The sequence below is a fragment of the Nonomuraea sp. NPDC059007 genome (assembly GCF_042740555.1).
Taxonomy (GTDB): Bacteria; Actinomycetota; Actinomycetes; order Streptosporangiales; family Streptosporangiaceae; genus Nonomuraea.
Genome location: NZ_JBHYJD010000101.1, coordinates 1 through 12,286, shown reverse-complemented (window position 1 = coordinate 12,286; position 12,286 = coordinate 1). Strand labels below are relative to the sequence as shown.

The window sequence follows — 12,286 nt, the reverse complement described above, 5'->3', positions numbered from 1 at the left end:
GGTGACCCGCTACCTCCTTGACGGCGTACTGCCCGGCCAGAACCTCACCCGCAACCGCCCACCCGCATGAACAACCACCGTCCAGACGCGCGAGTCCAACCGGTCGCATCGATCAGATGCTGGTGATCGTCCAGGTGTCGAGGCCGCTGATCTCGGTGAGTCCTGTGGGGGTGGAGCAGGCGGACAGGTCGAGGTTGGCGAACGTGATCGTCTGCGTCACCTCGGCCCCGGCAAGCGTGCCGGAGGAGATGGCGCCGGTGGAGGTCCCGACCTTGGTGCCGTTGACGTTGGAGAAGCTGTTGGTGTAGTTCCAGACGCTGGTGGTCCCGTTGTTCCAGTACAGCGTCTCGGTGCCGGAGCCGTTGCCGAAGAACGTGGTGCATGACTGGGTGGCGGTTCCGGAGAACGGGCCGGTGAAGCTGGTCAGGCTCGGGTGGGTGAGGCTGACGCAGGCGGAGGCGACGTCCTGGCCGCTGACCGCGACCGTCTGTGAGGTGTGGGTGAGCCCGGGGGTGAAGGCGACCGTGGTCGTCCCCACGCAGGTGACCAACGCAGGACTCGCGGCGGACGCCGTCGTGGCGCAGGTCGTCACCCATGCCATGGACAGGAGCGACGCGCACACGATCGTGATGATCTTCCTCATGGGCTCACCGTCCCTCCGCTCTCCGGGAGTGTCAAGGAGGCGACGGCCGCGTGGCGCTCGGTGAGCAGGTCAGGGTGGACACGCGGCGCCCTCGCCGTACCGCCCGGTCCCGCTGAAGAGCCCGGCTGGCCGGTGGGGCGTCCCAGCTTCTTCAGGAGCCCACCCTCCCCGCGGTGATCAGGCGGCCCTGGGTGGTCTGCACGACGATCGGCAGGCCGTCGGGGACCACACCGCGCAGGCGCGTGAGCAGGTCGGCGACAGGCGGCAGGTCGCCGGGCGTGCGTACGGCGATGCGGAAGGTGTTCGACTGCAGTTGCACGTCTGTGACGGCGGCGTCCCTGTCGCCTGCCAGCCACGCGCTCGCGACCTGCTTCACCTGGCTCTCCCACCGGGAGAAGACGTAGTTCGCCACGGTGCTGCCGACCAGTGCGGCGGTGACGACCACGCCGAGCCCACCCAGCACCAGGACCGCGCGCCTGCGCGAGAGGCTGGGCGCGGGCGGCGTGGTGTACCCGAGCGCGGCGAAGACGAACGTCCCCGCCATCACCAGCGACAGCATGTTGGACAGGAACAACACCAGCGCCCCGAGCGCGAGCCAGGGCGCGCCTCGTCCCAGGCACACGCCGACCACGACGAGCGGCGGCACCAGCGAGATCGCGATGGCCACGCCCGGCAACACCGCCGCGACATCGCGGCGGGCCAGCGCGACGGCTCCGGCCAGGCCCGTCGCGATCGCCGCGACCAGATCGGCGATCCCCGGTGAGGTACGGCCGGCGATCTGGCTGTTGGCCAGCAGTTCGAAGGTGCCGGGCATGGCCAGCGACGCCAGCAGCCCGATCGAGACGACGGCGCACACCCCGCCCAGCACGAACCAGGCCGCCCCGGTCCTGGACCGCTTCACCAGCCCCAGCGCCAGGCCCATGATGGGTGTCGACAGCGGCGCGATGATCATCGCGCCGATCACGGTGGCGGTCGAGTCGGAGATCACCCCGGCCGCGGCGATGACCGAGGACAGCACGAGCATCGTCCAGAAGGCCGAGTAGCGAGAGGGACGATCTCCTTCCCGCAGGTCGAGATCGGCGGTGAGCTCTTCCAGCGTGCGCCGCTGCGCCGCGGGGACCAGTCGCTGCCTCAGCCGTTTCATGGGGTGACGAGGTCGAAGTCAGTCCGGTCATCGAACGAGGCGGTCACGGCTTCTCCTTGAGGTGATTCGTACTCCCTCCTATCCGGATTCGCACCAGGCCAGCGTCATGTCAGAGGCAAGAAAGCAGCAGCCGCACATGACCGCCGACGGCGCTCCAGTCTCAAGGCACGCATCGACCAGCCACCCGGTGCCGCCAGGGTCACGGACCTGGAGGTCGCGGGCTGCCGGGTGGTTCCTGACCCATGACCGGGGTTCGGGAATGCTCGGCCATGACGCGGCGCATGTCGGAGATGGCGCGCATGGTCCCGCGGACCGTTCCGGTCACCTTGGAGCGGCCGGAACGCGGCAGGTAGTCCACCTCGACCTCGGCGACGCGCCACCCGGCCGCGGCTGCGCGCAGCACCATCTCCAGTGGATAGCCGAAGCGCCGGTCGGTGAGGCCGAGCTCCACCAGCGCCTCGCGTCGCGCCGCCCGCATGGGCCCGAGGTCGTGGAGGTCGGCTCCGGTACGGCGGCGCAGCCTCCGGGCGAGCAAGCGGTTGCCCAGCCGCGCGTGCCACGGCCATGCCCCCGAGGCCACCGGTCGGCGGGCGCCCAGCACCAGGTCGGCCTCCCCGTGGGCGACGGCCGAGCTGACCGCGGGCAGCTGGCGCGGGTCGAGGGAGGCGTCGGCGTCCATGAAGCACACCAGGTCGGCCCGCGCGGCCAGCAGACCCGCGTGGCAGGCGGCGCCGAAGCCGCGCCGAGGTTCAGAGACGACCTCGGCGCCGAGGTCGCGGGCGATCTCGGCCGTGCGGTCGGAGGAGGCGTTGTCGACCACGATGGGGTGGTAGCCGTCCGGCATGCGACCCAGCACCCAGGGCAGGGCCGCCTCCTCATTGAGGCAGGGCAGGATCACGTCCACGCGAACTCCTTCATCCCGGCCGTGAACTTGACCTCGGCGCGGAAGCCCAGCTCGTCCCCGGCCTTGGCGGGGGAGGCGAGGATGTGCCGCACGTCGCCGAGCCGGTAGCCGCCGGTCACCTGAGGCCGGGGTCCGCCGCGTGCGTCGGCCAGCGCGTACGCCATCTGGCCGACGGTGTGCGGGGTGCCGCTGGCGATGTTGTAGGCGGTCAGCGTGCCAGGAGGCGGGGGAGTGTCCAGGGCGGCGAGGTTCGCGCGGGCCACGTCGCGCACGTGGACGAAGTCGCGGAGCTGGCCGCCGTCCTCGAACACGCGCGGCGCCCGGCCGGCCTCCAGTTCGGAGCGGAAGATCGCGGCCACTCCCGCATAGGGGGTGTCGCGGGGCATACGGGGCCCGTAGACGTTGTGGTAGCGCAGGGCGACGGCGGTTCCGCCGGTCTGTCTGGCCCAGTTGGCGGCCAGGTGTTCCTGCGCGAGCTTGCTGGTGGCGTAGGCGTTGCGCGGGTCGGGCGGCGCGTCCTCGCCGATCACCTCGTGCCGCAGCGCGGCGCCGCAGCGCGGGCAGGTGGGGTCGAAGCGGCCCTGGTCCAGGTCGGCGACCGAGCGCGGGCCCGGCCGCACCGGGCCGTGCTCGGGGCAGCTGTAGGCGCCCTCGCCGTAGACGACCATCGAGGAGGCCAGGACCAGCCGGCCGACGGCGTGCCGAGCCATCGCGGCCAGCAGTACGGCGGTGCCGTACACGTTGACCGAGGCGTAGTCCGGCAGGTCGGAGACGTCCACGCCGAGGCCGACCTTGGCCGCCTGGTGCACGACGGCCTCGACGCCGGGCAGCAGCCGGTCCAGAGCGGTGGCGTCGCGTACGTCGGCGCCTTCCCTCACGTCCAGGCGGACGATCTCGTGCCCGGCAGCCTCCAGCGCTTCGACGACGTGGCCGCCGATGAACCCGGCCGAGCCGGTGACCAGCACTTTCACGTGATCGACGGTAGTCCGGTCGCCGGGTGGGCTTGAAGGCATGTTCGCGGTTCGTAAGAACTCTTACGAACCGCGAACGTTCCGTGAGCATTCGATTACAGAATGAAAGGATGCTCGTGTGAAGGTCGGGGCGGTGCTCGTGCTCCTGGCCGCCGTGCTGGTGGGGACGGTGGCCGGTTCGCCGCGTCTGGGCTGGTACCTGATCGCCTGGGCGCTGTTCGCCGCCGCGTTGTGGCTGGCCAGGGGGCTGCCGGAGCGCCGGATGCGCGTGCTCGTCGTGGGCGGCGGGATCGTGCTGGCCGCCACCGGGCTGAGCGCGCCGCCGAGCAGCAGCAGCGACTTTTATCGCTATGTCTGGGACGGGCGGGTGCAGGCGGCGGGCATCTCGCCCTACGACCACCCGCCCGCCGATCCGGTCCTGGCGCCGCTGCGTGACGCCTGGTTGTTCCCCAGCGTGTGCGAGGCTCGGTATCCGCTGCCGGGCGGAGGATGCACCCGTATCAACCGGCCGACGGTGCCCACTATCTACCCGCCGGTCGCCCAGGGGTACTTCCTGCTCCTCCACGCCCTGTCGCCCGACGGGGTGCGGCACAAGGCGCTGCAGGTCGGCGGCCTGCTGATGGCGGTGGCCGTCCTGCTGGTGCTCGCCGGGCGCGACCTGCGAGCCGCGGCCTGCTGGGCGTGGTGCCCCGCCGTGCCGATCGAGGCGGTCAACAACGCGCACGTCGACATGCTCGCCGTCCTCCTGGTAGTGCTCGCGCTGTCCACGACCCGGGCCCGCGGGGCGCTGCTCGGCGCGGCGGTGGCCGCCAAGCTCCTGCCCGTGACGGTGTTCCCGGGCGCCCTCGCGGGCGGGCGCCGCGTCCTCGCGGTCCTGGTGCCCGCCGCGGTCGCGGTGGGCCTGACCTACCTTCCCTATCTGCTGGTCTCCGGCGGCTCCATAGCCGGGTACCTGCCCGGCTACATCCAGGAGGAACGCTACGACGCCGCCGGTGGCGGCGGACGGTATCTGCTGCTGCGCCTGGTCCTGCCCGACGGCTGGGCGCCGTTCGCGGCGATCGGCCTGCTCGCGCTGGCCGCGCTGTTCATCGTCCGGTACGGCGACGCCGACCGGCCCTGGGACGGCGCGTTGCTGGTCACCGGCTCGTTCTTCCTGCTGTTCACGCCCGGCTATTCCTGGTACGCGCTGCTCGTGGTCGCGCTGGCCGCCATGTCGTGCCGGTGGGAGTGGCTGGGCCTGGCCCTGGCCGGTGCCGTCGCCTACGTGGCTCCGGCGGGGGCCACGGTCAGCTACACCCTGGCCGCCCTGGCCATCTTGACCGCTCGCCGTACCCGCGATCTGGAGGCGGCGCGATGATCCCGCGTTTCACCAGCAAGCTGCGCTCGGAACAGGTGGCCGCCAAGCTCGGCCTGTGGCTGGGCGTCAGCTTCACCGTCGCCTTCGCCACCGGCCTGTTCAGCCACTTCCTGCAACATCCGCCCGCCTGGCTGCTCTGGCCGTCACGACCGGTGAACCTGTACCGGGTCACGCAGGGGCTGCACGTCATCGGCGGCATCGCCACGGTCCCGCTGCTACTGGCGAAGCTGTGGGCGGTCTACCCGAAGCTGTGGCAGTGGCCGCCGCTACGCTCGCCGGGGCATGCGCTGGAGCGGGGGTTCGTCCTGCTCCTGGTCGGCGGCGCGTTGTTCCAGCTGGTCACGGGGTTGCTGAACATCGCCTACATCTACCCGTGGCCGTTCGGCTTCCTCCAGGCCCACTACTGGACCGCCTACATCGTCTACGGCGCCCTGATCATCCACGTGGCCAACGAATGGGCCAAGATCCGCAAGGGCGCCTGGAGCCGCGTCGAGGGCGCCGAGCGCCGCCGGTTCCTGCGCACGGTGGCCGCCGCCTGTGGGCTGACCGCCCTGGTCACCGTGGGCGAGACCCTCACTCCGCTGGAACGGCTGGCCGTCCTGGCGCCCCGCGACCCGCGCATCGGGCCCCAAGGCGTGCCCGTCAACCGCTCGGCCGCCGCCGCAGGGGTGACGGGCGGCCCCGCCGACTACCGCTTGCTGGTGACCGGCGCGGTCCGGACGCCGCTGTCGCTCGGCTACGCGGACCTGCTCCGGTTGCCGCAGCACACGGTCCGGCTGCCGATCGCCTGCGTGGAGGGCTGGAGCGTCACGTGCGAATGGACAGGGGTACGGCTGCGCGATCTCCTGGCCCTCGCGGGGACCGGACCTGATGTCCTGGTCACCCTCGAATCGCTGGAGCGAGTCGGCTACTACCGCAGCAGCGAGGTCCGCCGCCCGCACTGGAACGACCCGCTGACGCTGCTCGCCCTGAAGATCAACGGCCGGACGCTCGACGCCGACCACGGCTACCCGGTGCGCCTGATCGCGCCGAACCGTCCCGGCGTCCAGCAGACGAAGTGGGTGAGGGAGGTCCGCGTGTCATGAAATTTCCTGCATATGCGGTCGGGTGTGTGCTGGTCGGCATAGGCCTCATCGGGCTGCTGCGCGACGGGATCGTCGTCGGCTGGGCGGTCTGCTTCGCCGCCATCCTGTTCGCCCACGACGCCCTGCTCGCGCCCGCGACCCTCCTGGCCGGGACTGTGGCCGGACGCTGGCCCGCACCCTGGCGCGCCGCCGCGATCATCGCAGCCGCGCTCACCCTGGCCACGCTTCCCACCGTGCTGGCCATCGGCCGCCGCCCCGACAACCCGTCGATCCTGCCGCTCGACTACCCGCTCAATCTCGCACTCGTCCTGGCCGCGATCGTGATCATCGCGCTGGCCCGTCAATACCTGGCAAGGAGCAAGCCCGATGCCTAGCCGCGCGCAGATACTCGTCCTCGCCAAGGAACCGGTGCCCGGCCGGGTCAAGACCCGGCTGACGCCGCCCTTCACCCCCGGCGAAGCCGCCGCGCTGGCCGAAGCCGCGCTGGCCGACACCCTGCACACGGTCGCCGCGTCCCCGGCCACGCAACGCCTGCTGGCACTGGACGGGCTGCCGGGCGCCTGGCTGCCCGCCGGATACGTGATCATCCCGCAGCGCGGCGACAGTCTCGACGAGCGGCTGGCCGCCGCCTTCACCGACGCCCACCGGCTGCGTTCCGACCCCGTCGTCCTCATCGGGATGGACACCCCGCAGATCACCGCCGACCTGCTGACCGAGGCGACCCGGGCCTTGAGCGAGTACGACGCCGTCTACGGGCCCGCGGCCGACGGCGGCTTCTGGCTTCTCGGCTTGCGTGAACCGGATCCCGGTCTGCTGCTCGGCGTCCCCATGTCCCATCCGGAGACCGGCAAGCACCAGCTCGACCGGCTGGCGCAGGCGCGGCTGGCCGTACACCACCTCCCCGAACTCACCGACGTCGACACCGGAGCCGACGCCGCCCGGGTCGCAGCCCAGGCGCCGCACACCCGCTTCGCCGCCGTCCTGCGGGCGCTCAACCGATGATCGGACAGCTCTACGCCGAGGCCCTCACTGGGGCACCGGCGCAGGTCGAGCACCTCGACGGCACCACGCGCCCCCTCGAAAGCGCCTCGTGGTTCCACCTCGACGACGCCGACGAGGCCCTGCTCGGCCACTGCACCGGCCCCACCCTCGACATCGGCTCCGGCCCCGGCCGGCTCACCGCCGCCCTGACCCGGCGCGGCGTCTACACCCTCGGCATCGACATCACCCCGGACGCCGTCGCCCTGACCCGCGAGGCGGGCGGACGCGCCCTGCTGAGAGATGTCTTCGGCCACCTGCCCGGCACCGGCCGCTGGTCCACGGCGCTCCTGGCCGACGGCAACATCGGCATCGGCGGCCACCCCGAGAACCTGCTGCGCCGCATCCGCCAGCTCGTCCGCCCGGGCGGCGCCGTACTCGCCGACGTCGCACCTCCACAGACCACCAGCCGCATCGATCTGGTACGGCTGCGCCGCGGCGAGCGCACCGGCGACTGGTTCGCCTGGGCCACCGTCTCAGCCACCGACATCGCCCGCGTCGCCCACGCCGCGGGCTTCCCCTCCACCCGGTGCCGGCCGATCGGGGACCGCTGGCTCGCCCGCCTCGCCTGAGCAGGCATTTCACCCGCCCGACCTGATGGACCTCATGCCCGCAACCTTGCACACCAGTTCCCCGCGCGGAGCTCGCGGGGGGCTGAGGGGGTGCCGGTCAGCCGGGTCCTCGCCCCTTTTCCTTGCCCTGCGTGTGCACCACGGGATGACTTCCAGGGTGAATGGCCGCACGACCCGCGTTGATCACCACTCCCCGTCATCAGCATGTTGCATCCGGTGGTGAGGTTGGTCCCATCCGGTGCGGCTGTGGCTCCGAAACCCTGGTGTGACTGTTGAGAACCGGCCCCGGATCCCGGGCTGCCGTGATCCGGCCGAATGTCCGCGGTCACGCTGGCGAGCGCTCACCCTCGCGCCCGCACCGAGTCCGTCCCGTCCAAGGTAAGGAATCCCAGTATGAACCGTGGTTTTGTCGTCGCCGGGCTGCCCGTTCTGGCCGTGGCCGTCCTGCTGACCGGCTCCGGCGCGCTCGCCGCGGCCGGCGACGCCGACAGCATCGCGCCGGCCGCGAACCTCGCTGGCGTGGCCTCGTCGGCTGCGGCCCGTTCGCCCTTCGGCCCGGCCTGCTCCTCCGTACCGGCGCGCGGGAAGGGCAGCTTCACCGGCATGGCCGACGACCCGGTCGCCACCGCCGCGTCCCACAACCCGGCCCTGTCCACTCTGGTCAAGGCGGTGAAGAAGGCGGGCCTGGTCGACACGCTCAACGGAGCCGACGGCATCACCGTCTTCGCGCCCACCAACCAGGCCTTCGCCAAGATCCCCAAGAAGAGCCTCAAGAAGGTCATGGCCAACAAGAAGATGCTGACCAGCATCCTCACCTACCACGTCGTGCAGGGCCGCAAAACCCCCGCGGACCTGCGTAGCGCCCGCTTGACCACCCTTCAGGGCGGCAAGGTACGGGCCAGCGGCTCCGGCACCACCTACAAGATCAACAACGCCCGGGTGGTCTGCGGCGACGTGGCCACCCGCAACGCCAGCGTCTACATCATCGACACCGTGCTGATGCCCAAGATGTGACGACGGCGGCGACCCCGGTCAGGAAGGAGGGGCGCCGGACGGCAGGAGCAACCGCTGGCGCCCCTCTCCCGGAGGTGGCACCAGCGGCCTCCGGGAGGCTCGCGGACGTCGTCCCGTGCCGGTCTCCGAGGTGACACCGCCACGTTCCCGAGCCGGTTCTCCACGCGCCGCGATCATGTGCAGGCCGCACTAGGGCACGCTTAACGCCCTTGCGTGACTCAGCTTTTGGCTGGTTGGGCAGGCGTGGGGGCCGCTTGCTTCGCAGGATGAACGGTCTGGCTGGTGTCGCATCGCGGGCATCGGGCCCGGCCGATGTCCGCGGGGACCCGCCACTGGCCGCGGCACAGACGGCGGAAGTCGCGTACCCGTCCGGCTTCGCCGGGGGCCGGGTCAAGGTGAGGCAGGAGCTGGTCGGCGTCCAAGGTCCCGTCGTGGCGGGAGATGTGTTCGCGGACCTCGCCCAGCTCGAACGCCCGATCGCTGCGGCCGGAGTCTTCCCGGTCGATCAGCCGCACCAGGCCCTCGTCAGACGACCACAGGTAGTTCGCCCGGCTCCCGTCGGCCGGCCCGAGGACGGGCGGCAACGGGTTGGTGAGCAGCTGGTCAGGGGGCGGTGGAGGCCAGCCACGCGGCCCCGCGCGGAACGCCCTCCCACACGAGCGGATCGTCGCCCAGGTCGGGCTGCTTGTCGGCCCAGGCCCGGCCACGGCCCACACCTCGCCTGCCTGGAGGCCGGGATCGAAACCCATCGTGAGTGGCGGCACGCTGGAGATCAGCCGCATCACCGTACGGAATCGTCTGTGCCCGCTACGACTGTGCCGCCCGTGGACAACGGCAGGACCATCGCAGAAGATCACCAGCCGGTGCGGCCAGTGAACACTGAGAGAGCGGAGCCCAGTGGGCAAGGTGATCTCATCCAACCGCCGTTCCACCACTTGCCCCTGGCGGGTCAGGCAGCGTGAAGAGAACAAGCCGGGGCGGACTTGCGACCGGGCTGATTGCCTCCGGGCCAGGCCGATGAGGATGCCGTCCCAGGCGGCGGCGCGGATCCCGGCCGTGGGCTCACCCCGAGTTGCAGTTCATATTTCCATATGGCAATATGAACCCCGTTCCGGTCGAGGATCCCTGACGCCTCGAACGACACCCGAAGGAGAAATCCATGACCGACGGAACTTTGGAAACGATCGACGGCCGCCCGGCGCTGCGCTTCGAACGCGTGCTCGCCTATCCGGTAGAGCGCGTGTGGCGGGCGGTCAGCGTACCGGCGGAGCTGGAGCGCTGGATGCCCGCGGCCGTCAACTGGACGCCGGCGGCGGGGGAGAGCTTCGAATCCTACGGCGCGACCCTTGAGGTGACGGAGGCCGACGCTCCCCACCGCCTGGCGTGGACCTACGCCGGTCAGCCGCACGGCTTCGAGCTCTCAGCTCAGGACGGCGGTTGCCGGTTGATCTTCACCCACGTCCTCGACGACCGTGCGGTCGCGGCACAGACGGCTACCGGATGGCACACCTACCTCTCGCGGCTCGATCGCCATCTCGCTGGCGGGTATCTGTCCGAAGAGGAGGCGCACCAGGGATGGGCGCAAACGCACGAACGCTACGCTGAGCGTTTCGGCGTCGACCCGACGCCGGGACGGCGCTTCGCGGAGACTCTGCGCGCAGGTCAGGAATGATCTTTCAAGGCCGGCTCGTGGCCGGGGCGTACTGAGAGAGCATGGCGCGCACCGGGTTCGCCCCTGCGCACGCCGGTGGCACTTCGAGCGATTGGCCCTTTTCGGCTATCGCGACCGAACGCATCTGGATGGCAGTGCCGCCGGCGTGCCTCGGGGCCGGGAAGGCCGACATCATGGGAGCCGTGGCGGCGACTCCACAGGCCATATCGCCATCTGGTAATATGATGGAATGAGCACTTTCGCTGCCCTGGCTGAGCCGCATCGCAGGCAGATTCTCGACCTGCTGCGTGATGGCGAGCGGTCCGCCGGAGACCTGGTGGAGCGACTTGACCTCAGCCAGCCCGGCGTGTCCAAGCATCTCAAGGTGTTACGTGAGGCCGGGCTCGTCGCGGTACGCGTGGATGGCAAGCGGCGTCTGTACACGCTGCGGCCAGGCCCCCTCACGGACGTTGACCAGTGGCTGGAGCCCTACCGCGTTTATTGGTCGAGGACCCTCGACACGCTCGAACGCCACCTGAAAGAGAATCCATGACCGACGGGACTTTGGAAACGATCGACGGCCGCCCGGCGCTGCGCTTCGAACGCACGCTCCCCCACTCGGTCGAACGCGTGTGGCGGGCGGTCAGCACACCGGCAGAGCTGGAGCGCTGGTTTCCCGCGACCGTCGACTGGACACCGGCCGAAGGGGAGACCCTCCAGGCCTACGGCGCGACCGGCGAGGTGACGGAGGTCGATGCGCCCCACCGCCTGGCCTGGACCTTCGGCGGCGAGCACTACAGCTTCGAGCTCTCAGCTCAGCAAGGCGGCTGTCGGTTGATCTTCACCCACGTCTTCGGCGTCCGCGCGATCGCAGCGCAGGTGGCAACCGGCTGGCACACCTATCTTTCACGGCTTGAGTCTCACCTCGCCGGCCGGCGCCTGTCCGAACAGGAGGCGAACAAGCCGTGGAAGGACATTCACGAACGCTACGCCGAGCGCTTCGGGGTCGACCCGACGCCAGGCCGGCGCTTCGCGGAGACACTGGACGGAGACAACGACGACGCCTGAGTCCATGGCACCGCCGCGTTACTGGCCGTGTCCGCAGGGTCCACCATGCTTGGCGGGCGAACCTGGTGGTGGCCGGGCTGGAGCGGCCCGCGCTCGGCCGGGGCATTGCAGCGCCAGGACGAGTTGCTGTACACCGCCCGGCGCAGTGTCCAACGGGAGACGCCGAGCTTCTTGGCGACGGATGTCTGGGCCTTGCCGGCGGCCAGGAGGATGCGGGTGTCGAGCACGATGCCGTCGAGGGTGCGGAAGCGCCGGCCACGTGCGTGCAGGTGGTCTTCGACGATGGCGAGCAGTTGGCGGGTGTCGCGGCCGAGGCGGGTCAGGTCGAGGACGATGAGGGTGTCGCCGCGGCGCATGTGCCCGAGTGCGGCGGCAAGGCCGGGGCGGTGGGTGCGCTTCTTGCCGGAGCCCTTGTCGAGGAAGATCTTGGCGCATCCGGCGGCGGTGAGGGCATCGATCTGCTGGGCGAGTTCTTGGGCGTTGGTGGAGACGCGGGCCAGGCCGATGAGGTCTTCGCGGGCGTGCGGGTCGTCGTTGTCGATGACGATCTCGTTCACCGAGTCTCCGTGCGGGGTGACTGAACCGTGGTGTGGCAATAGGGGTAGCGGTCAGTCTTCTGCTACACCACGGTTTTGCCCCCTAGTTTTGCTACCGAATCGGGGCGGTCATCCTGCTGGGATGATCGCCGTGGGCGGTGGGGCATAAACGATCGTTTATGCCCCGGCCAGGCGAGCGCCGGTCGGGGGTGACGCGTCCAGGAGATGGTTGGTCACGCGTCTGGGCGGGTGCAGGTGATGTCCTTGCCGGGCAGGTCGCCGTCGAGGAGGTAGCGGGTCACT

At 70.7% G+C, this 12,286-nt stretch carries 15 protein-coding genes; 9 read left to right on the top strand and 6 right to left on the bottom strand.

The annotated features are described in order from the left end of the window. Positions 1 to 112: 112 nt before the first annotated feature. The 4 genes from ACFWY5_RS57435 to ACFWY5_RS57420 all read right to left on the bottom strand — a co-directional run bounded on the left by ACFWY5_RS57435 (position 113) and on the right by ACFWY5_RS57420 (position 3,662). Positions 113 to 643, bottom strand: coding sequence for a hypothetical protein (locus tag ACFWY5_RS57435; RefSeq protein ID WP_379621230.1), 531 nt, complete (start codon positions 641 to 643; stop codon positions 113 to 115). Between the two features lie 151 nt (positions 644 to 794). Beyond that, positions 795 to 1,787 (bottom strand): DUF389 domain-containing protein, encoded by a 993-nt coding sequence (locus ACFWY5_RS57430; RefSeq protein WP_379640313.1) that lies wholly within the window; start codon positions 1,785 to 1,787, stop codon positions 795 to 797. Between the two features lie 199 nt (positions 1,788 to 1,986). Then, positions 1,987 to 2,691 (bottom strand): glycosyltransferase family 2 protein, encoded by a 705-nt coding sequence (locus tag ACFWY5_RS57425; RefSeq protein ID WP_379640312.1) that lies wholly within the window; start codon positions 2,689 to 2,691, stop codon positions 1,987 to 1,989. After that, entirely contained in the window at positions 2,682 to 3,662 is a 981-nt protein-coding gene (locus ACFWY5_RS57420) for an NAD-dependent epimerase/dehydratase family protein (RefSeq protein ID WP_379640311.1), read from the bottom strand. Before ACFWY5_RS57420 ends, ACFWY5_RS57425 begins: the two co-directional genes overlap by 10 nt. Before the next feature lie 118 nt (positions 3,663 to 3,780). Here ACFWY5_RS57420 and ACFWY5_RS57415 point away from each other — a divergent pair, with 118 nt between their 5' ends. The 6 genes from ACFWY5_RS57415 (at position 3,781) to ACFWY5_RS57390 (ending at position 8,728) form a co-directional block, all read left to right on the top strand. Beyond that, positions 3,781 to 5,019, top strand: a complete 1,239-nt coding sequence (locus ACFWY5_RS57415) for a glycosyltransferase 87 family protein (RefSeq protein WP_379640310.1) — start codon at positions 3,781 to 3,783, stop codon at positions 5,017 to 5,019. Further along, positions 5,016 to 6,104 (top strand): molybdopterin-dependent oxidoreductase, encoded by a 1,089-nt coding sequence (locus ACFWY5_RS57410; protein WP_379640309.1) that lies wholly within the window; start codon positions 5,016 to 5,018, stop codon positions 6,102 to 6,104. Before ACFWY5_RS57415 ends, ACFWY5_RS57410 begins: the two co-directional genes overlap by 4 nt. Beyond that, complete coding sequence (locus ACFWY5_RS57405; RefSeq protein ID WP_379640308.1) at positions 6,101 to 6,478, top strand: hypothetical protein; 378 nt, start codon at positions 6,101 to 6,103, stop codon at positions 6,476 to 6,478. The genes ACFWY5_RS57410 and ACFWY5_RS57405 overlap by 4 nt, the downstream gene beginning before the upstream one ends. Beyond that, a complete protein-coding gene (locus tag ACFWY5_RS57400; RefSeq protein WP_379640307.1) occupies positions 6,471 to 7,106 on the top strand; it encodes a TIGR04282 family arsenosugar biosynthesis glycosyltransferase in 636 nt (211 codons plus the stop codon). Before ACFWY5_RS57405 ends, ACFWY5_RS57400 begins: the two co-directional genes overlap by 8 nt. Further along, positions 7,103 to 7,714 (top strand): class I SAM-dependent methyltransferase, encoded by a 612-nt coding sequence (locus ACFWY5_RS57395; RefSeq protein ID WP_379640306.1) that lies wholly within the window; start codon positions 7,103 to 7,105, stop codon positions 7,712 to 7,714. Before ACFWY5_RS57400 ends, ACFWY5_RS57395 begins: the two co-directional genes overlap by 4 nt. Before the next feature lie 393 nt (positions 7,715 to 8,107). Next, positions 8,108 to 8,728 carry a fasciclin domain-containing protein gene (locus ACFWY5_RS57390; RefSeq protein WP_379640305.1) on the top strand — a complete coding sequence of 207 codons (621 nt, stop codon included), beginning with the start codon at positions 8,108 to 8,110 and terminating at the stop codon, positions 8,726 to 8,728. A gap of 218 nt (positions 8,729 to 8,946) precedes the next feature. On the opposite strand, the gene ACFWY5_RS57385 is transcribed toward ACFWY5_RS57390, so the two are convergent. Continuing rightward, positions 8,947 to 9,510 carry a hypothetical protein gene (locus tag ACFWY5_RS57385; RefSeq protein WP_379640304.1) on the bottom strand — a complete coding sequence of 188 codons (564 nt, stop codon included), beginning with the start codon at positions 9,508 to 9,510 and terminating at the stop codon, positions 8,947 to 8,949. A gap of 377 nt (positions 9,511 to 9,887) precedes the next feature. Here ACFWY5_RS57385 and ACFWY5_RS57380 point away from each other — a divergent pair, with 377 nt between their 5' ends. The 3 genes from ACFWY5_RS57380 (at position 9,888) to ACFWY5_RS57370 (ending at position 11,447) form a co-directional block, all read left to right on the top strand. Further along, positions 9,888 to 10,400 (top strand): SRPBCC domain-containing protein, encoded by a 513-nt coding sequence (locus ACFWY5_RS57380; protein ID WP_379640303.1) that lies wholly within the window; start codon positions 9,888 to 9,890, stop codon positions 10,398 to 10,400. Positions 10,401 to 10,629: 229 nt separating this feature from the next. Next, positions 10,630 to 10,932, top strand: a complete 303-nt coding sequence (locus ACFWY5_RS57375; protein WP_113983844.1) for a helix-turn-helix transcriptional regulator — start codon at positions 10,630 to 10,632, stop codon at positions 10,930 to 10,932. Continuing rightward, a complete protein-coding gene (locus ACFWY5_RS57370; protein WP_379640302.1) occupies positions 10,929 to 11,447 on the top strand; it encodes an SRPBCC domain-containing protein in 519 nt (172 codons plus the stop codon). Before ACFWY5_RS57375 ends, ACFWY5_RS57370 begins: the two co-directional genes overlap by 4 nt. Here ACFWY5_RS57370 and ACFWY5_RS57365 read toward each other — a convergent pair. Then, the gene (locus ACFWY5_RS57365) at positions 11,366 to 12,004 is read right to left on the bottom strand and encodes a recombinase family protein (protein ID WP_379621204.1); all 639 of its coding nucleotides are present in this window, start codon (positions 12,002 to 12,004) and stop codon (positions 11,366 to 11,368) included. The genes ACFWY5_RS57370 and ACFWY5_RS57365 overlap by 82 nt on opposite strands. Between the last annotated feature and the right edge of the window lie 282 nt (positions 12,005 to 12,286).